Origin of the sequence: Nocardiopsis listeri NBRC 13360 (assembly GCF_001570765.1) — a bacterium.
Taxonomy (GTDB): Bacteria; Actinomycetota; Actinomycetes; order Streptosporangiales; family Streptosporangiaceae; genus Nocardiopsis; species Nocardiopsis listeri.
On the sequence record NZ_BCSH01000057.1, the window covers coordinates 1 to 17,606 of the forward strand.

At 70.8% G+C, this 17,606-nt stretch carries 18 protein-coding genes; 8 read left to right on the forward strand and 10 right to left on the reverse strand.

Annotated elements, in window-relative coordinates; all coding sequences use genetic code 11:
* Positions 1–47: 47 nt before the first annotated feature.
* Together npdG and NLI01S_RS17625 are read right to left on the reverse strand one after the other, a co-directional pair.
* A complete protein-coding gene (gene npdG / locus NLI01S_RS17620) occupies positions 48–743 on the reverse strand; it encodes an NADPH-dependent F420 reductase (RefSeq protein ID WP_067605970.1) in 696 nt (231 codons plus the stop codon).
* A gap of 51 nt (positions 744–794) precedes the next feature.
* On the reverse strand, positions 795–986 hold the full coding sequence (locus NLI01S_RS17625) for a hypothetical protein (RefSeq protein WP_067605972.1): 192 nt from the start codon (positions 984–986) through the stop codon (positions 795–797).
* A gap of 113 nt (positions 987–1,099) precedes the next feature.
* Here NLI01S_RS17625 and map (NLI01S_RS17630) point away from each other — a divergent pair, with 113 nt between their 5' ends.
* The 5 genes from map (NLI01S_RS17630) to NLI01S_RS17650 all read left to right on the forward strand — a co-directional run bounded on the left by map (NLI01S_RS17630) (position 1,100) and on the right by NLI01S_RS17650 (position 6,243).
* On the forward strand, positions 1,100–1,951 hold the full coding sequence (gene map / locus NLI01S_RS17630; protein WP_223809285.1) for a type I methionyl aminopeptidase: 852 nt from the start codon (positions 1,100–1,102) through the stop codon (positions 1,949–1,951).
* Between the two features lie 277 nt (positions 1,952–2,228).
* Positions 2,229–2,768, forward strand: a complete 540-nt coding sequence (locus tag NLI01S_RS17635; protein ID WP_067606071.1) for a hypothetical protein — start codon at positions 2,229–2,231, stop codon at positions 2,766–2,768.
* A 58-nt stretch (positions 2,769–2,826) separates the two neighbouring features.
* Positions 2,827–3,660 carry a M55 family metallopeptidase gene (locus NLI01S_RS17640; RefSeq protein ID WP_067605974.1) on the forward strand — a complete coding sequence of 278 codons (834 nt, stop codon included), beginning with the start codon at positions 2,827–2,829 and terminating at the stop codon, positions 3,658–3,660.
* Between the two features lie 161 nt (positions 3,661–3,821).
* Complete coding sequence (locus NLI01S_RS17645) at positions 3,822–5,213, forward strand: M20/M25/M40 family metallo-hydrolase (RefSeq protein WP_067605976.1); 1,392 nt, start codon at positions 3,822–3,824, stop codon at positions 5,211–5,213.
* A 25-nt stretch (positions 5,214–5,238) separates the two neighbouring features.
* A complete protein-coding gene (locus NLI01S_RS17650) occupies positions 5,239–6,243 on the forward strand; it encodes a S66 peptidase family protein (RefSeq protein WP_067605978.1) in 1,005 nt (334 codons plus the stop codon).
* Positions 6,244–6,268: 25 nt separating this feature from the next.
* Here NLI01S_RS17650 and NLI01S_RS17655 read toward each other — a convergent pair whose 3' ends face one another.
* Genes NLI01S_RS17655 through map (NLI01S_RS17665) form a run of 3 tightly spaced genes read right to left on the reverse strand, consistent with a single transcriptional unit; the run spans position 6,269 to position 7,750 of the window.
* The gene (locus NLI01S_RS17655; RefSeq protein WP_067605980.1) at positions 6,269–6,664 is read right to left on the reverse strand and encodes a type II toxin-antitoxin system VapC family toxin; all 396 of its coding nucleotides are present in this window, start codon (positions 6,662–6,664) and stop codon (positions 6,269–6,271) included.
* Complete coding sequence (locus tag NLI01S_RS17660; protein ID WP_067605982.1) at positions 6,664–6,936, reverse strand: hypothetical protein; 273 nt, start codon at positions 6,934–6,936, stop codon at positions 6,664–6,666. The genes NLI01S_RS17655 and NLI01S_RS17660 overlap by 1 nt, the downstream gene beginning before the upstream one ends.
* 46 nt (positions 6,937–6,982) lie before the next feature.
* Positions 6,983–7,750: a type I methionyl aminopeptidase gene (gene map / locus NLI01S_RS17665; protein ID WP_067605984.1), complete on the reverse strand. Its 768-nt coding sequence runs from the start codon at positions 7,748–7,750 to the stop codon at positions 6,983–6,985.
* 94 nt (positions 7,751–7,844) lie between these two features.
* On the opposite strand from map (NLI01S_RS17665), the gene NLI01S_RS17670 reads away from it, so the two are divergent.
* Entirely contained in the window at positions 7,845–8,138 is a 294-nt protein-coding gene (locus NLI01S_RS17670; protein WP_067605986.1) for a helix-turn-helix domain-containing protein, read from the forward strand.
* Between the two features lie 6 nt (positions 8,139–8,144).
* Here the strand turns inward: NLI01S_RS17670 and NLI01S_RS17675 are convergent, their stop codons facing one another.
* Positions 8,145–9,104, reverse strand: coding sequence for a polysaccharide pyruvyl transferase family protein (locus NLI01S_RS17675; RefSeq protein ID WP_067605988.1), 960 nt, complete (start codon positions 9,102–9,104; stop codon positions 8,145–8,147).
* Positions 9,105–9,299: 195 nt separating this feature from the next.
* On the opposite strand from NLI01S_RS17675, the gene NLI01S_RS17680 reads away from it, so the two are divergent.
* Together NLI01S_RS17680 and NLI01S_RS17685 are read left to right on the forward strand one after the other, a co-directional pair.
* Entirely contained in the window at positions 9,300–11,276 is a 1,977-nt protein-coding gene (locus NLI01S_RS17680; protein WP_067605990.1) for an acyl-CoA dehydrogenase family protein, read from the forward strand.
* Positions 11,277–11,434: 158 nt separating this feature from the next.
* The gene (locus NLI01S_RS17685; RefSeq protein ID WP_067605992.1) at positions 11,435–12,727 is read left to right on the forward strand and encodes an MFS transporter; all 1,293 of its coding nucleotides are present in this window, start codon (positions 11,435–11,437) and stop codon (positions 12,725–12,727) included.
* A 233-nt stretch (positions 12,728–12,960) separates the two neighbouring features.
* Here the strand turns inward: NLI01S_RS17685 and NLI01S_RS17690 are convergent, their stop codons facing one another.
* From NLI01S_RS17690 to NLI01S_RS17705, 4 genes are all read right to left on the reverse strand, one after another.
* Positions 12,961–13,530: a hypothetical protein gene (locus NLI01S_RS17690; RefSeq protein WP_067605994.1), complete on the reverse strand. Its 570-nt coding sequence runs from the start codon at positions 13,528–13,530 to the stop codon at positions 12,961–12,963.
* A 101-nt stretch (positions 13,531–13,631) separates the two neighbouring features.
* Positions 13,632–14,267 carry a TetR/AcrR family transcriptional regulator gene (locus NLI01S_RS17695; protein ID WP_067605996.1) on the reverse strand — a complete coding sequence of 212 codons (636 nt, stop codon included), beginning with the start codon at positions 14,265–14,267 and terminating at the stop codon, positions 13,632–13,634.
* A gap of 32 nt (positions 14,268–14,299) precedes the next feature.
* On the reverse strand, positions 14,300–15,472 hold the full coding sequence (locus tag NLI01S_RS17700; protein ID WP_067605998.1) for an acyl-CoA dehydrogenase family protein: 1,173 nt from the start codon (positions 15,470–15,472) through the stop codon (positions 14,300–14,302).
* Entirely contained in the window at positions 15,469–17,604 is a 2,136-nt protein-coding gene (locus NLI01S_RS17705) for an ATP-binding protein (protein ID WP_067606000.1), read from the reverse strand. The genes NLI01S_RS17700 and NLI01S_RS17705 overlap by 4 nt, the downstream gene beginning before the upstream one ends.
* Positions 17,605–17,606: the final 2 nt, after the last annotated feature.

Sequence of the window (17,606 nt, forward strand, 5' to 3'; positions counted from 1 at the left end):
GACCCGAGGCGCCCCTCACCAACCCGAACGACGCCGCACGTATTCGCCTACAGGCCGGTGATACGAATACCGGCGTGGGTCTTGTAGCGGCGGTTGACCGCGATGAGGTTGGCGGTGAGCGCCTCCACCTGGTGGGCGTTGCGCAACCGGCCGCCGAACACGCCTCGCGCCCCGGGGATGAGCTCGGCCAGTGCCCGCACCACGTCCGTGGCCTCGCGGTCCTCGCCCAACACCAGCACGTCCAGGTCGATCTCCGCCACCTCCGGGTCCAGCAGCAGCACCGCGGACACGTGGTGGAAGGCTGCGGTGACCCGGCTGCCCGGCAGGACCTCGGCGGCCTGCTGTGCGGCGCTGCCCTCGGGCACGTTCAGCGCGAACGGCCCCTTCTTGTCGAAGCCGAGCGGGTTGACGCAGTCCACCACGATCTTCCCGGCGAGCTTGTCGGCCAACGAGACCAGCAGTTCGCGGTGACCCTCCCAGGGCACCGCGACGATCACGATGTCGCCTTGGGCGGCGGCCTCGGCGTTGTCCAGCCCGTGCACCCGCACCTGTGAGGACTTGCCCTCGACCAAGGCGTTCGCGGCCTTGGCGGCGCGCTCGGCGCTGCGAGAACCGATGTAGACGGTGTGTCCGGCCAGGGCGAACCGGCGGGCCAACCCTCGGCCCTGGTCGCCGGTGCCACCGAGCACGGCGATGGTCTTCCCGGTGATGTCCACGCCCTGCGGCGCCTTCTGTTCGCTCATGGGGCCGATCCTGTCAGAACGGGGTTCGGTACCGAGCGCGCAGGGCCGCGCTCAACGGTCACCTTCGTTCTCCTCTTGTTCCTCCCAGGCCTCGTTGCGTTCGGCGGCGATGCTCAACGCCCGCGACGCCGTCTCCCGGTCCGGGTAGGGCCCCAACCTCTCGCTGTTGGGACATCCCTTGCCGTGTTCGACCTCGTTGTGCCGCAGACAGAACCACCAAGCGTCCTCCCGAACGTCCACCATGGTCGACCGCCTTTCTCTAGCCGTTCTCGTGGGGGCATCTACCCGGACCTGGGGTGCTCCTCACACCGGTCGTCGCGCCCCACCGGTTCCACCCGCGAATACAATCAGTGTCCATGACTACTCCGCTGGTTCCTGGGCGCATCTCGCCGCAACGTTCGGTCCCCTCGCACATCGTCCGCCCGGAGTACGTCGGCAAGAAGCATCCGGTCGAGGGCGTCCTGGGCGACGTCCACGACACCGAGACGATCGAGCGCGTGCGCGTGGCGAGCCGGATCGCCGCGCAGGCCTTGGAAGAGATCGGCAAGCGCGTCGAGCCGGGCGTGACCACCGACGAACTGGACCGGGTCGGCCACGAGTTCCTGCTGGACCACGGCGCCTACCCGAGCACCCTGGGATACAAGGGATACCCGAAGTCGCTGTGCTCCTCCCTCAACGAGGTCATCTGTCACGGCATCCCCGACGACACGGTGCTCTCCGACGGTGACATCGTCAACATCGACATCACCGCCTACAAGGACGGTGTGCACGGCGACACCAACGCCACCTTCCTTTCGGGGAACGTCGCCGAGGAGAACCGGCTGCTGGTGGAGCGCACCCACGAGGCGACCATGCGCGCCATCAAGGCGTGCCGTCCGGGGCGCCAGATCAACGTGATCGGCCGGGTGATCGAGTCCTACGCCAAGCGGTTCGGCTACGGCGTGGTCCGCGACTTCACCGGCCACGGCGTGGGTCCGGAGTTCCACTCCGGGCTGATCGTCCCCCACTACGACGACCCGCGCGCCACCACGGTCATGGAGCCGGGCATGGTGTTCACCATCGAGCCGATGATCACCCTGGGCGGGGTCGAGTACGACCTGTGGGAGGACGGTTGGACCGCGGTGACCGCGGACCACTCCTGGACGGCCCAGTTCGAGCACACCCTGGTCATCACCGACTCCGGTGCCGAGATCCTCACCCTTCCCTAGGACGACCCGTGGAGTGCACGGGCCCCGGCCGCACCGCCGTGGCCCGTACCCGCGACGACCTGGGGCGCGTGTGCTCACGGGGGGTGTCGGGACCCTTCCTCTGCGCATGGGATTAGAATTCTGAATCATGCGTCTGAGCGCGCTGGTCGAGACCACCCGTACCTTCGGGTGCGAGTCATACGCCGGAGAGTGTCCGGCCCCGCGTGTACTACTGAGAACCCTGTACAAGGCTCGTGAGATCGGCAGCCGACACCTCCGACCGACAGGGATCCACCCCATGGCGTTCTTCGTCCATCTGACCTCCCGCGCCAACATCGCCCGCGTCCAGCGGTCCGGTGTGCGTACCTCCCCCGGGCAGGGGGACGTCCGCGGGGTCTTCTGCTTCCCCATGCTCGCCTCCTACGCGGTGACGCACCAGTGGTTGCACGCGCTGGAACCCCATCACGAGCCACAGGGCATGGTCGCGGTGGACGTGCGGATCCCGGACGACGAGCCGGTGACGGTGGGCCACTTCGATGACCGCGACGCCCGCCGGGTCACCGCCTTGGAGGCGGTCCGCGTGGTCAGGGCCCTGGAGGATCCCGGCGGCTGGGAGGTGGTGGTGCCCCGCCCGGTGCTGCGCCGCGAGGTGGAACGCATCCGGGAGGTCGGCCGGGCCGGCGCGCGGCCGCTCGTCCCCGAACCCTGTGCCCACACGGTGCCCACGGGCCCGCCCGCCCCCTTCCTTCCCCCGTTCCCCACCGAGCCGCCCGTCGGCGTGCCCGACGTCTTCCTCCACTTCGAGTGGGCCATTCCGGAACAGGTCCGCGGCGACTGACCGGACCCGGCCCCGCCACTATGGCCCCGCGAGGTGATGGGGCTCTAGGCTCTGCCGAATGAAGATCCTGATCTCCGCTGACATGGAGGGCGCCACGGGCGTCACCTGGCCCGCGGACTGTGAACCCGGAACCGAACAGTGGCAGCGCTGTCGTGGGATGTTCACCAGCGACGTCAACGCCGCCATCGCCGGACTCTTCGACGGTGGCGCCACCGAGGTCCTCGTCAACGAGGCCCACTCCACCATGCGCAACCTCCTGTTGGAGGAGCTGGACGAGCGAGCCTCCATGATCACCGGCAGGCACAAGGAACTCTCCATGGTCGAGGGGGTGCAGACCGGTGACGTGGACGGGATCGTGTTCCTGGGCTACCACTGCGGGGCCGGGGACGACGGGGTACTGGCCCACACCTACCTTCCCAACGCCATCACCGGGGTGTGGCTGGACGGCGAGCCCGCGAGCGAGGGCCGGCTCAACGCCGCTGTGGTCGCCGAGTACGGAACTCCCGTCATCCTGGTCACCGGCGACGACCGGGCCTGTGAGGACGCCGAGTCCTACGCGCCCTTCGCCCGCACGGTCGCGGTGAAGGACCACGTCAGCCGGTACGCCGCGCGCTGCCGACCGCCCGCGCGCACCGCCGCCGACATCCGTGCGGCCGCGGAACGGTCGATGACGCTGGCGGGCCGCATCGACCCGGTCGATTCCTCGCCCAAGGCCATGGAGATCGAGGTGGACTCCGCCCAGCTCGCCCAGGCCGCGGCGATCGTGCCGGGGGTGACCCGCACCGGCGCGCTCAGGGTCCGTTACACCTCCCCCGACGCCTACGAGATGATCCGTGCGTTCAAGACCGTCACCACGATGATCTCCAACGGCATGGAAAAGGATTACGGCTGAACCATCCCGGCCGTCCTGAAGTCCCACTTCCGGGCGGTTCACCGGACAATCGCACGTGAGAACCGGTAGAACTGTGCCCGGGACCCGGTAACGGCCGACCCCTGCCCCGAGCACGGTTCACCACCTCCCACCACCGAAAACCCCGAAGAAAGGCCGAGCCCGTGGGCCACACCGACACTTCCCTGCCCGACAGCGCCAGAGAAGAGGCGCTGGTCGCGGCAGGCGAGGACGCCATCCACCTGACCCGCGAGCTGATCAGACGCGACTCCACCAACCACGGCAAGGGCGAGGGCGACGAGCGCGCCGCCGCCGAGTTCGTGGCCGAGGCCCTGGGCGCCGCCGGCCTGTCCCCCGCGATCCTGGAGTCCGCCGACCGCCGCGCGAACGTGGTGGTGCGCGTCCCCGGCACCGACCCGGACGCCGACGCCCTGCTGGTGCACGGGCACCTGGACGTGGTGCCCGCCGACGCGCACGACTGGTCGGTGCCGCCGTTCTCCGGTGAGATCACCGACTGCCCGGTCACCGGCGCGCCTTCTCTGTGGGGTCGCGGCGCCGTGGACATGAAGAACACCATCGGCATGGTCACCGCGGTGGTGCGGTACTGGTCGAAGCTGGGGCTGCGTCCGCGCCGCGACATCGTGTTGGCGTTCGTGGCCGACGAGGAGGACAGCGCCGCCTACGGGGCGGACTACCTGGTGCGCGGGCACGCCGACCTGTTCGAGGACTGCACGGTGGCGATCGGTGAGGGCGGTGGCCACACGGTGCACACCCGCGACGCCGCCGGGGCTCCGGTACGGCTGTATCCGATCGGTTCGGCCGAGCGTGGCAGCGCGTGGCTGACCCTGCGCTCACACGGTACGGCCGGGCACGGTTCCAGGCCGCCGCGGGACAACGCGGTGGGCGCGTTGGCCGCCGCCGTGGCGCGGATCGACCGGCATGAGTGGCCGTTGCACCTGACTCCGGTGGTGCGCTCGGCGATCGACTCGATCGCCGACGCCCTGGGCACGGAGCGGATCCCGGGCGACACCGACACCAACGAGGCGGTGGACGCCCTGGTGGCCCGTCTGGGCACCGCCGCGTCACTGGTGGGACCGACGGTGCGCAACAGCGCCACCCCCACGATGCTCTCGGCCGGGTACAAGGTGAACGTGGTGCCGGGCGAGGCGACCGCGGGCGTGGACGGCCGGGTGTTGCCCGGTGGCGAGGACGCGTTCGCCGCCACCATGGACGAGCTGACCGGGGACAGCGTGAGCTGGGAGTTCGCGCACGATTCGCCTCCGGTGGCCGCGCCGGTGGATTCGTCGGCCTTCGACGCGTTCCGGAACGCGTTGATCGCCCACGACCCCGAGGCTCGGGTGGTTCCGGTGTGCCTGGCCGGCGGTACGGACGCCAAGGTGTTCTCGCGGTTGGGCATCGACTGTTACGGCTTCTCCCCGATGCGTCTGCCCGCGGGGGTGGACTACCCGGGGCTACTGCACGGGGTGGACGAGCGGGTGCCGTTGGAGGGTCTGCGGTTCGGGGTGCGGGTGTTGGACGGTTTCCTGCGCTCCTGACCGGTGGAGGGGACGACGACAGAGGATGGGGAGCGACGTGGGTGATTCTGTGGCCGAGGTACGCGAGGAGTTCACGGGTGGAGGGGCGTCGGTGGCCGGGCCGACGACACTGCGTCGGCCGCCGAGGCTGCGTGAGGGCGATCGGGTCCGGTTGGTGGCCCCGTGCAGCCCGGTACCGGACGATCGGTTGGACGCGTCGGTGGAGATCCTCACCGGGTGGGGGTTGGAGGTCGAACTGGCCCCGCACGTACGCGACCGGCATCCTGGTCTGCCCTATCTGGCGGGTCTCGATCGGGATCGTGCCGCCGACCTACAGGACGCCTGGTGCGACCCGGACGTTCGGGCGGTGTTCTGTGCCCGTGGCGGCGACGGCGCGCACCGGATGCTGGACCTGTTGGATTTCGAGGCGATGCGCCGGGCCGAGCCCAAGGCGCTGATCGGGTTCAGCGACATCACGGCGTTGCACGAGGCGTTCGCCGTGGAGTTGGGCGTGACGACGGTGCACGGTCCGGTGGTGGGCACCCTGTACTTCGTGGGTGACGAGACGGCCCAAACGGAGCTGCGCACCACCCTGTTCACCCCCGAGCAGCGGATGGTGCTCACCTCGCCGGGGGCCCGCGCCCTGGTGCCGGGCCGGGCCGAGGGTGTGCTGTTCGGCGGAAACCTGAGCCTGCTCAACGACGGGTTGGCCACACCGCACAGCCGTCTGTCGACCAACGGTGGCATCCTGGTCCTGGAGGACATCAACGAGGACGCAGCCCGGGTGGACCGGATGCTGACCCACCTGCTGCGCACCGGCTGGTTGGACGGGGTGGCGGGGGTGGCGATCGGCACCTGGACGGACTGTCCGCCGGCTCCGGAGGCGATCGCCGACCTGATCCGCGACCGGCTCTCTCCTCTGGGGGTTCCGGTGCTGTGGGGGCTGGAGTTCGGGCACTGCGCCGCCCAGCTCACCCTTCCGCTGGGGGTCATGGCCACCCTGGACACCGAACGTGCCCGTCTGGAACTGGCGGTCCCCGGCCTGGAGTGAGCCCGGTGGCCCCGGTGCCGGGCCCTCACACCACGACGGTCCGGCACCGACCATCGATGGCCTTGGCCAGGCGCAGGTCCGAGGTGAGCACCGGGCAATCGAGTTGGAGTGCGCAGGCGGCGTAGGCGGCGTCATATCCGCTCACGTTGTCCCGCAGCTCCCACATGAGGGGGAAGAGCCGCCGAACGTCCATCAGTTCGATCTCCATCTCCTCGGCCGGCACCGCCAGTGCGTCGCTCGCCCTGCCCCGGGTGATCCTGCCACCCAGGCAGAGTCCTCTGACCGCCGAGAACACCTCCATCGGCAGGTGTTCTGGGGCTGCCCAGGCATCGTCTTCGGACAATGCCGCACGCGCACGTTCCCCAGTCTCTCCGTCGAAGACCAGCGCGTTGACGAGGACACTCGCGTCGATGACGTGCACTAGCCACCTTCCGTTCCACCCTGGAGCCCGAAGCGGGCCATGCGTTCTTCGCGTTCGCGACGAATGATGTCGGCCGCGGAGGCCTCTCCATCATCGGCCCCGTCAGAGCGCCCCTCGAAGCGCCGTAGCGCCTCCGCGTTGCGGGACCGACGGGCCTCCGCCCTGACCAGTTCGAGCAGGAAACCCTGGAGCGACTGCCCCTTCTCACCGGCCCTGCGCACCAACACGTCTCTGACCTCGGGTTCGACGTCTCTGATCTGCAAAGCAACCATGCATGCATTTTACATGCACGAAGGTCCGGGCGTCCAGTACACGGCGTCAGGGCAGGGTGAGCACCACGGGTCCGTCGTCGGTGACGGCGATGGTGTGCTCGCAGTGCGCGGCACGGGTGCCATCGTCGCTGAGCACCGTCCATCCGTCGTCGGCGTGGGCGTAACCGTCCGAACCGCCGCGCGCCAGCATCGGCTCGATGGCGATGGTCAGTCCCGGACGCAACTTCAGGCCCCGTCCGGAGCGACCGTCGTTGGACACGTCGGGGGCCTCGTGCATGGTGCGGCCGATGCCGTGCCCGCCGTGGTCGGCAGTGAGCCCGTAACCGGCGGCGCGCGCGTCCCTGGCGATGGCGTGTCCGACGTCGCCCAGGCGGGCGCCGGGTCGGGCCGCGGCGATGCCTCGGGCCAGTGCGGCCTCCGTGGCCTCGATCAACGCCAGGTCGGAGGGGTCGGCCTCGCCCACCACGAAACTGATCGCGGCGTCGGCGGACCAGCCGCGTAGACGCGCGCCGCAGTCCACGGTCACCAGGTCTCCGTCGTCCAGCCGTCGGGGGGAGGGGACGCCGTGGACGATCTCGTCGTTGACGCTCACGCAGGCCACCCCGGGGAAGGGCATCGGCGCCCAGGCCGGGTGGTAGCCGAGGAAGAGCGCGTCCGCGCCGGCGTCGGCGATGACCTTCGCGGCGACGCGGTCCAGGTCGGCGGTGGTCCGGCCGGGCGCGGCCGTCTCGCGTGCGGCCTCCAACGCGTGGGCGACCACGCGGCCCGCTTCGCGCATGAGGACGATCTCTTCGGGGGTCTTCAGTTCGACCATGGGTTCGGGCACCTTTCGAGCCAATTCTTATACCGGTATAACTATGCCACACGCATCCGGCTCCCCCGAAGGGCTCCGGGTTAGACTCATCCCCATGGTTCGTGAACCACTGACCGAAGAGCAGATCGAGCGAGGCCGTGTCCTGGGCGCCATGTTGCGGGCGGCCCGGGCGGAGCGCACCATGGTGGACGTCGCCCGCCGTTCCGGGATCTCCGTGGAGACCCTGCGCAAGATCGAGGGCGGACGTATCCCCACCCCGGCCTTCTTCACCGTCGCGGCCGTCGCCGCGACCCTGGACCTGTCCTTGGACGACCTGTTGCGGCGCACGGACATGGCCGCCGCCCCCGGCACGGCTCCCTCGACCCCGCTGCGCGACGTCGCGGTCTGAAGGCCCTCACCCCGCTTCGGGGTGAGGCCCTCCCAGCTCCTCCACCAACCTTCCCACCAGTGGTGAGACCGGTTCGGTCGCCCTGAGCGCGGCCTCTCGCCTCCCCTCGGTCAGACACCAGTCCCACCACCGGTCCAGGGAAGCGGCGTCGAGCCCTCGCTCGGCCGTCGAGACCGTCAGCACCGGCCAGTCCCAGGCCCTGCCCTGGTCGGCGACCTTCGCGCCTTCCACCACCGGGTCCACCGCCAGCGCGGGCACGCCGTTGCGCAGGGCCAGAACGAGTCCGTGCAGGCGGGTCGTCACCACCAGGTCGGTGCGGCGCACCAAGGCGTCGAACTGGGCGGGATCGGCGCAGTGCATCCAGTCCGTCCGGTCGAGCCTGGTGTCCAGGGGCATGCGCGCGCAGTCCTTGGTGACCAACCACCCGCCGAGGGACTCGTGGATCCGCTCATGCGCCCCGCTCACGCCGTACTCGGGCTGTCGTGGGGCGGCGCACACCCCGACGACCGGGGGTTCGCGTCCCGGCGGCGCCCCGTGCGCCAGGTCACGCTGGGAGTGTGCTCCCACCCCATCCCGAGGCAGGACCACGTGGAACCCCAGGTACGCGAGGTCCTCGGGGTCCACGACGGATACCCCCACGGCCACGCGCCGGCAGTGCGCGAAGCGTCTGTGCAGTTCACGTAGCTGTTCACCGGCGAGCGGCCCGCAGACGAAGACCAGGGCGGAGTAGTCCCGGCCCTGCGCCGCCCTCAGGTCGATCCCTTCGGGCCTGAAGACGGGGCTCCACGCCACGTCGTGGGGTACTCCGGTCGCCCGAAGTGCCGCGCACACCGTCTCGGCCGCTCCGACGTCGCCCGCCGTCGCCTCCCCGTGCAGGAAGGAGAACCAGCCCGTCACCAGGACACGTCGGGGTGTCCTCTCCCCCGGTTCGGGCGGCGCTCCCTGACCCCCGTCGGTCTCGCTCATTCACTCACCTCCATGGTGGCCGGATGATTTCCGTCTCCGGTGACCCCGAAACAGGACGTCGGTAGCGCCCGGGAACCTACTACCTTTGGACTCATCACACCTGTGTCCGGGCGTGTTCGGTCCGCCGGTGTACGCGCTGGTGGTAGTCACGTGGGGACGCGGGTGCGCGTCGAAGAACGACCACAGGGGGAGCACATGAGCGAACAGGCACCGCTGAAGCCGAACGAGGCCGAGCTACGCGGCCTGTTGGACGGACGCTGGGCCAACGTGCGCGAAAAGGCCCGCGACGTCATCCGAGGCGACATGTACGCCCCGGTGCACGGCCTGTCCATGGAGGATCACCGCGCCCGCACCCTCGAACAGCTCCAGGCCTTGGCCGCCACCGACATGCCCGCCTACGGCTTCCCGAAGTCGGTCGGCGGGGCCGACGACGTCGGTGCCTCCGTGGTCGCGTTCGAGATGCTCGTCGCCGACATGTCCCTCATGGTGAAGATGGGCGTGCAGTTCGGTCTGTTCGGTGGGGCCATCAGCGCCCTGGGCACCGACGACCACCATCAGCGCTACCTGCCGGGCGTCATGAGCGTGGAGCTGCCCGGTTGCTTCGCGATGACCGAGACCGGTCACGGTTCGGACGTTCAGCGGTTGCGCACCACCGCCACCTACGACCCCGCCACCGAGGAGTTCGTGGTCCACACGCCCGACGAGTCGGCGCGCAAGGACTACATCGGCAACGCGGCCCGGGACGGGCGCGCGGCCGTGGTCTTCGCCCAGCTGCGCACCCCCGGCCCGGACGGCCCGGACGACCTGGTCGAGCACGGTGTGCACGCCCTGATGGTGCCGATCCGCGACGAGAAGGGCGACCCGCTGCCCGGGATCACCGTCGAGGACTGCGGCCCCAAGGCCGGCCTCAACGGGGTCGACAACGGACGACTGTGGTTCGACCAGGTGCGGGTGCCGCGCACCGACCTGCTCAACCGGTACGGCGACGTCGCCGCGGACGGAACCTACTCCAGCCCGATCGAGAGCCCCAACCGTCGGTTCTTCACCATGTTGGGCACCCTCATCCGTGGTCGGATCAGTGTGGCCGGGGGCGCCGGCACCGCCACCAAGGCGGCGCTGGCCATCGCGATCCGTTACTCCGACACCCGTCGCCAGTTCACCCGCCCCGCCACCGAGGACCGCCCCGAGCAGGAAGTGAGGGTCCTCGACTACCTGGCCCAACAGCGCAAGCTGCTGCCGGCGCTGGCCCGCACCTACGCCCTGCACTTCGCCCAGGAGGAGCTGGTCACCCGACTGCACGAGCTCTCCCGCGACACCGAACGCGACGAACACGCCCAGCGGGAACTGGAGTCGCGCGCGGCCGGCCTGAAGGCGATCTCGACCTGGCACGCCACCGCGACCATCCAGACCGCCCGCGAGGCGTGCGGTGGCTCGGGCTACATGGCGGAGAACCGGATCCCGCAGCTCAAGGCGGACTCGGACATCTTCACCACGTTCGAGGGCGACAACACGGTCCTGTTGCAGCAGCTGGCCAAGGCGATGCTGACCAACTTCAAGGACAACTTCGGCGACCTGGACCAGATGGGACTGGCCAAGTTCATGGCCGGCAAGGTGTTCGAGAACGTCATCGAGCGCACCGCCGCCATCCCATTGATCGAACGGCTCATCGCCGCCGCCCCGGGCCGCAGCGACGAGGCGGGGCTGTACAACCGGGGCTGGCACCTGGAGCTGTTCGAGGACCGGGAGAAGCACGTCCTCGAAAGTCTGGCGGCGCGTCTGCGCCGGTCCCGCAAGGACGGCAGTGACGCCTTCGACGTGTTCAACCAGGCCCAGGACCACGTCCTGGAGGCCGCGCGGGCGCACATGGACCGGGTGGTCCTGGAGGCGTTCGTGGCGGCCATCGACCGTTGCGGTGACAAGTCCACCACCAAGCTCCTCAACCGGGTGTGCGACCTGTACGTGCTCTCGGTGGTCGAGGAGAACAACGGCTGGTTCCTGGAGCACGAGCGGCTCTCCACCGCTCGTTCCAAGGCCGTCACGGCGGCCGTCAACGACCTGTGCCAGGGTCTGCGGCCCTACGCGGTCCAGCTGGTGGACGCGTTCGGTCTGCGCGACGAGTGGTTGGGCGCCCCGATCGCGCTGGGCGCCGAACACCGCCGCCAGGGCGAATAAGGACCGACCCGCGCCGTACTCCCCGGTACGAACGCACGGGCGCCCCATGTCCACCGGGTTCCGACCTGGGGCCGTGGGGCGCCCGCTTCGTTGCTCCCCTTCCCCCCCGATCGCCCATCGGTCTAACCTGATTCATCTTCATGTTAGGCAGGTCACACGTGCGCACACCCCCCGCGCCCTCTTCCCCTTCCTCGCCCGAGCAGCCCGTACCCGCGGCCCTCACCGAGCCCACCCGTCCCGTCCGCGCCCTGTGGGTGGCCGGGATCAGCCTGGCCAACCTCGGCATGTGGATGGCGTTCTTCGGCCCCCTCCAGGTGCTGTTGCCCGAACAGATCGGCCGGATCGTCCCCGCCGACAAGGAGACCGTCCTGGCGTGGGTGACCGGGGTGGGCGCCACCATGGCACTCATCGCCACCCCTCTGGCCGGCGCCCTGTCGGACCGCACCACCGGTCGTCTGGGCCGCCGACGTCCCTGGGTGCTGACCGGAGCGGTGCTCGGCGCTGCGGGGCTGGTGGTACTGGGCACCCAGGACACCGTCTGGGGCGTCCTGCTGGGCTGGTCGTTCGTACAGACCGCGCTTTCCTGCCTGAACGCCACCCTGCTCGCCGCGGTCCCCGACCACGTGCCCCGGAGCCAGCGCGGAGCGGTCTCCGGGTGGATCGGCGTCCCCCAGTCCGCCGGCGTGGTCGCCGCCGTGGTGCTGGTGACCATCGTGGTCACCGAGATCGCCCCCGGCTACACGCTCATCGGGGTGCTCACCCTGGTCCTCGCGCTGCCGTTCGCGCTGCTCGCACCCGATCCGCCGCTGCCGCGCGCGGCACGCCCACCCTGGCGCGGCATGCTGCGCGGACTGTGGGTGTCGCCCCGCCGGCACCCGGACTTCGGGTGGGCGTTCCTGACCCGGTTCCTCATCGGCACCGGCAACGCCATGTTCATCCTGTACCTGTTGTACTTCCTGCGCGACGCCGTGGGCTACGAGGAACTCTTCCCGGGGTCCTCCGCCACGGACGGGCTGCTCACGCTGATCCTGGTGTACACGGCGGCGGTGGTGGCCACCACCGTGGTGGCGGGCCTGATCTCGGACCGAATCGGCCGACGTCGCGTCATGGTCGCCTTGGCGGGCGTGGTCATGGGCGTACCGGCGTTCATGGTGGCCCTCTCCCCCACCTGGCCGACCCTGCTGGTGTGCGCGGTGGTGCTGGGTGTGGGCTTCGGTGTGTTCCTGTCCGTGGACAACGCCCTGGTCACCGAGGTGCTGCCAAGCGCCGAGGGACGCGCCAAGGACCTGGGGATCGTCAACATCGCCGGCTCCGGACCACAGGTGATCGCCCCGGCGCTGGCCGGCCCGATCGTGGTGCACCTGGGCGGCTACCCGGTGCTGTACACCGTGTGCGGCCTGGTCTCCCTGCTCGGCGCGGCCGTCGTGTGGAAGATCAAGGGGGTCCGCTGAGCCGCCCGGCACCCGCCCGGCGGATCAGCGCGCCCAGCGTAGGCAGGCGTAGGTGACCACGAAGAACAGCACGCCGAACAATGCCCCGTAGGCGAGCGCCTAGAGCCAGGTGTCCCCCATCAGGGCGCGCAACGGCACCAGGACGACGGCGGAGATCACCGCGGGCCCGGCCGCGTTCGGCAGCGGCCGTCGGGCGGGTTCGGGGGGGCACGCGTGGCTCCTTCGCGCGGACTTCAGTCGGTGACGGCGTCCAGCGAACCGGTGTCGGACCGGGACATCCCGGCGACCTCCTCACCGCGCCGGCGGGCCGGTTCCCACCACCACCAATGCGTCTCGGGCACCCAGGTGGGGATCTCCTCGACGCTGGTCGGCGCGGCCTCGGCGGCCACCGCCTCCAAGGCGTCGTCGATGCGCGGGATGGACTCCAGGTCGCCCGGGCGCATACAGCGTTCCCACGGCACGAACTCGTCGCCGAGGATCTGGAGCATGGAGCGGCGCCAGCACGCCGCGCGGTAACCCTCGTGCCTGCCGTTGTCGGCCGCGGTCTGGGTCCGCACCACGTACAGGCCCATCCTGTCGGGGTTGCTGCCGCTGACCAGGAGTTCGGAGAGGGTGGCGATGAGGTTCTGTCCGCCCTGGGAGCGGCGTTCGGACCGGTCGGTGGCCCGGTACAGGTCGAAGAGCCGGGCGAAGGCCGTGTCCATCAGGGCGTCACGGTCCCGACGCCGTGCGGCGCTCTCCGCGAACGCGTCCACCGCCCGCCTGGCCAGGCCGGGGAGGTCCCTGCCCGTATCCGCACCCACCGACGCACCGCCTTGTCCATCGAACCCGTCATGGCCGGGCCGAGGTGAGACCCGGCCCACTTCACGATCATAATCCCGGCGATGCCGGAGCGGATAGGAGGTTACCGCCTGGTATCCGCTTCTGGCACGTCCTCGCCGCGCAGGGTGTGTTCGAGCATGCGGGCCCACTGACCGACGACACGGCGGCGTCGTGCCCGGTCATCGGTGAGGAGGTTGGCCAACCCCAGCCCGCGGGCCAGGTCCAGGGTGGCCTGGACCGCCTCCCGGGTCCCGGGGACCGACTCGTCGGCGTCGAGCAGGTCCACCACCGCGTGGTGCAACTCCCGCCCCACCTGTTCCTCCAGGGGGATGAGCTGGGCGCTCAGGGCCGGCTCTCCGGCCGCTGCCGCCCACAACTGAAGGGCGGCGTCGAAGTCGGGGCCGCTGAAGGCGTCCACCACCATCTGCACCACGGCCTCGGTGCGTCCCGGCCCCGCCTGAACGGACGCCGCCCGCCGACGCAGGTCGGCGCCACGGCTGTCGACCATGTGCCGCAGCGCCGCCAGCAGTAGTTCCTCCCTCGTCGGGAAGTGGTGCTGGGCGGCGCCGCGGGAGACCCCGGCGCGTTCGGCGACGGCGCTCACCGTCGCGCCGGGAACCCCGCGTTCGGCCAGGCAGGCGACGGCCGCGTCCATCAGCCTGGCCCGGGTGAGCCGGCTGCGTTCCTGTCTGGGTCCACGGTCCGGTGCCGTCTCCACTCGCGCCTTCTCCCTTGAACTTCCCTTGGACGTCAGTACGACTTGGGCAACCCCAGGGACTGCTGGGCCACGTAGTTGAGGATCATCTCGCGGCTCACCGGGGCGATTCGAGCCAACCGTGAGGCGGCGATCATCGCTCCCAGCCCGTACTCGCTCGCCAGCCCGTTGCCGCCCAGGGTCTGCACGGCCTGGTCCACCGAACGCACGCACACCTCGGCGGCGGCGTACTTGGCCATGTTGGCCGCCTCCCCTGCGCCCGCGTCGTCGCCGGCATCGTAGCGGAGCGCGGCGTAGTGGGTCATCAGTCGCGCCTGCTCCATCTCGATCTTGATCTGCGCGAGCGGGTGCGCCAGCCCCTGGTGGGCGCCGATGGGCCGGTCCCGCCACACCACGCGTTCCTTGGCGTAGGAGACCGCCTGGTCGAGCGCGTGTCGGGCGAAGCCGGTGGAGAAGGCGGCCGCCATGATGCGTTCGGGGTTGAGTCCGGCGAACAGTTGTCGGAGTCCGGCGTCGGGGTCGCCGACCAGGGCGTCGGCGGGGAGGCGCACGTCGTCCATGAACAGTTGGAACTGGTGGTCGGGGCTGACGATGTCCATCTCGATCCGCCGGGCCTCGAAGCCGGGGGTCTCGGTGGGGACGATGAACAGCGCGGCGGACAGTCTTCCCGTGTCGGAGTCCTCGACGCGGCCGACCACGAGCACGGCGTCGGCGACGTCGACCCCGGAGATGAAGGTCTTGCGGCCGTTGAGCACCCATTCGTCACCGTCGCGTCGGGCGGTGGTGGTGATGCGGTGGGAATTGGAGCCCGCGTCGGGTTCGGTGATGGCGAACGCCATGATGGTCTCTCCGCTCGCCAGCCCGGGCAGCCGGCTCCGTCGCTGCTCCGGAGTGCCGAAGCGGGACAGGACGGTGCCGCAGATGGCCGGGGAGACGACCATCATCAGGGTGGGACAGCCGGCGGCGCCGAACTCCTCCATGACGGCGGCCAGGTCGCCGATGCCGCCACCGCCACCGCCGTACTCCTCGGGGATGTTGACGCCCAGGTAGCCGAGTTCGCCGGCCTCCTTCCACAGTTCGCTCATGTAGGCGCCCTCAGCGGCCTTGGCCCTGGTGTACTCGGGTCCGTATCGGGAGGCCAGGGCTGCGACGGCGGCCCTGAGTTCGACGCGTTCGGCGGGTTCGTCGAAGGTCATGGCACCGGTCACGGGTTCGTTCCTTCCTCGCCGGCGGGGGCGTGGTCTGTGGTCGGTTCGGTGTTCGTGCCGTAGTCGAGGACCGCGAGGGGCGCGCCGGCGCCGACCCGTTCCCCCGCCGACACGGGCAGTTCGCGGACGGTCCCGGCGGCGGGGGCGGTGACGCGGTGTTCCATCTTCATGGCCTCCATCCGCAGCAGGATCCGCCCCTGGGCCACCCGTTCGCCAACCTCGACGTCCACGGCGGTGACCGTGCCCGGCATGGGGGCCGGGAGCGCGCCGGGGTCGACCCTGGACTCGGGTGAGGGCAGCGGATCGACGGGAACGAGGGCGACCGGGCCGAGCGGGGACTCCACGTACACGGAGCCGGTCGTGTCCGGCCGCTCCCCGGGGACCCGGTGGACCTCGAAGGCGCGGCGTACCCCGCGCACCTCCAACACGACCAGTTCCGCCCCGGCCGACAGCACCCGCACGTCCTCCTGTTCGGGCAGGTGGGCGCCGCGCACCGACCGGAACTCCGTGGTGATCTCCCGGCCGTCGGAGGTGGTGTGCCTTCGAGTGTGCGGCGCCGAGGGCACGTTGCGCCATGCGGACGGGACCCCGGAGGGCACGGTGGCCGTGGAGCGGGCGGCCTCGACCGAGGCGAGCGAGGCCGCCAGTGCCGCCAGGTCCTCGGTGGCGGGGGTGGCCAACGGCAACGCCAGTTCGGTGAGCCGGTCGCCGGTGAGGAACCCGGTGTGCAGCCCCTCCGGTCGGGTCTCGGCACCGGCCATGAGGGGGTGACGCAGGGAGCGCACCAGCAGGTCCCGGTTGGTGCCGACGCCGTGCAGGCGGGCCCCGGCCAGGGCGGCCGACAGACGACGCAGGGCGTCGCGGCGGTCCCGGCCCACGGCGATGACCTTGGCGAGCATGGGATCGAAGTCGACGCCGACCTCGTCACCGGCCTCCACCCCGTGGTCCAGACGCACCCCGGGTTCGGTGAGCGGGGTGAAGGAGGTGTCCGTGGCCGGGACGTCGAACGCGTGCAGGACGCCGGTACGCGGTCGCCAGTCCTCGCGGGAATCCTCCGCGTACAGGCGGGCCTCGATGGCGTGTCCGCGTGGGGCGGGCGGTCCCTCCTTCGGGAGCGGTTCCCCCTCGGCCACGCGCAGCTGCCACTCGACCAGGTCGATCCCGGTGACGCACTCGGTGACGGGATGTTCCACCTGTAGGCGCGTGTTCATCTCCAAGAAGACGGGTTCACCCAGGCCGTCGTCGGTGACGGGGACGAGGAACTCGGCGGTTCCGGCCCCGGTGTAGCCGATGGCCGTGGCCAGGTCCTCGGCGGCCCGGTGCAGGCGTTCCCGGACCTCCTCGGGCAGGCCGGGCGCGGGGGCCTCCTCCAGGACCTTCTGGTGTCGGCGTTGCACGGAGCAGTCGCGTTCGCCGATCGCCCACACGGTGCCGTGCAGGTCGGCGAGCACCTGGACCTCCACGTGGCGGCCGCGTTCGACGTAGGGCTCGCAGAACACGGTGGGGTCGCCGAAGGCGGAGGCCGCCTCGGTCCGGGCCGCCTCGACCTCGGTGGACAGGTCCGCCAGGTCGAGGACCACACGCATGCCACGGCCACCGCCCCCGGAGACCGCCTTGACCAGCACGGGCAGGTGTTCGGCGCGGACCTCGGCGGGGTCGAGGGCGTCGGCCACCGGCACCCCGGCCTCGCGGGCGACCTTCTTGGCGAGGGTCTTGGAACCCATCTGTTCGACGGCCTCCGCCGGGGGACCCACCCAGGTGATCCCGGCCTCGACGACGGCGCGGGCGAAGCCGGCGTTCTCGGACAGGAAGCCGTAGCCGGGGTGGATCGCGTCGGCTCCGGCGGTGCGGGCCGCCTCGACCAGGGCATCGGGGTCCAGGTAGGCGTCCACGGGGCCGCCGCCCTCGGGAACGGGCAGCGCGACGGCCGCGTCGGCCTCGCGCACGTGTGCGGCGTCCTCCTCGCCCGGCGCGTACACGGACACGGAGGTCAGGCCCAGGGTGCGACAGGTGCGGATGATCCGGCGGGCGATCTCGCCGCGGTTGGCCACCAGCAGGGCGGTGACGGGGCGGAGGGCGCCGACCGTGTTCGGGACGCTCGTGGTCGGGTCGGTGGTGGGGGTGTGGGGCATGT

Bases quoted from the DNA above. Each gene is read 5' to 3' on its own strand.
- npdG (WP_067605970.1), bottom strand. From the start codon at position 743: ATGAGCGAACAGAAGGCGCCGCAGGGCGTGGACATCACCGGGAAGACC.
- NLI01S_RS17625 (WP_067605972.1), bottom strand. From the start codon at position 986: ATGGTGGACGTTCGGGAGGACGCTTGGTGGTTCTGTCTGCGGCACAAC.
- map (WP_223809285.1), top strand. From the start codon at position 1,100: ATGACTACTCCGCTGGTTCCTGGGCGCATCTCGCCGCAACGTTCGGTC.
- NLI01S_RS17635 (WP_067606071.1), top strand. From the start codon at position 2,229: ATGGCGTTCTTCGTCCATCTGACCTCCCGCGCCAACATCGCCCGCGTC.
- NLI01S_RS17640 (WP_067605974.1), top strand. From the start codon at position 2,827: ATGAAGATCCTGATCTCCGCTGACATGGAGGGCGCCACGGGCGTCACC.
- NLI01S_RS17650 (WP_067605978.1), top strand. From the start codon at position 5,239: ATGGGGAGCGACGTGGGTGATTCTGTGGCCGAGGTACGCGAGGAGTTC.
- NLI01S_RS17660 (WP_067605982.1), bottom strand. From the start codon at position 6,936: ATGGTTGCTTTGCAGATCAGAGACGTCGAACCCGAGGTCAGAGACGTG.
- map (WP_067605984.1), bottom strand. From the start codon at position 7,750: ATGGTCGAACTGAAGACCCCCGAAGAGATCGTCCTCATGCGCGAAGCG.
- NLI01S_RS17670 (WP_067605986.1), top strand. From the start codon at position 7,845: ATGGTTCGTGAACCACTGACCGAAGAGCAGATCGAGCGAGGCCGTGTC.
- NLI01S_RS17675 (WP_067605988.1), bottom strand. From the start codon at position 9,104: ATGAGCGAGACCGACGGGGGTCAGGGAGCGCCGCCCGAACCGGGGGAG.
- NLI01S_RS17680 (WP_067605990.1), top strand. From the start codon at position 9,300: ATGAGCGAACAGGCACCGCTGAAGCCGAACGAGGCCGAGCTACGCGGC.
- NLI01S_RS17705 (WP_067606000.1), bottom strand. From the start codon at position 17,604: ATGCCCCACACCCCCACCACCGACCCGACCACGAGCGTCCCGAACACG.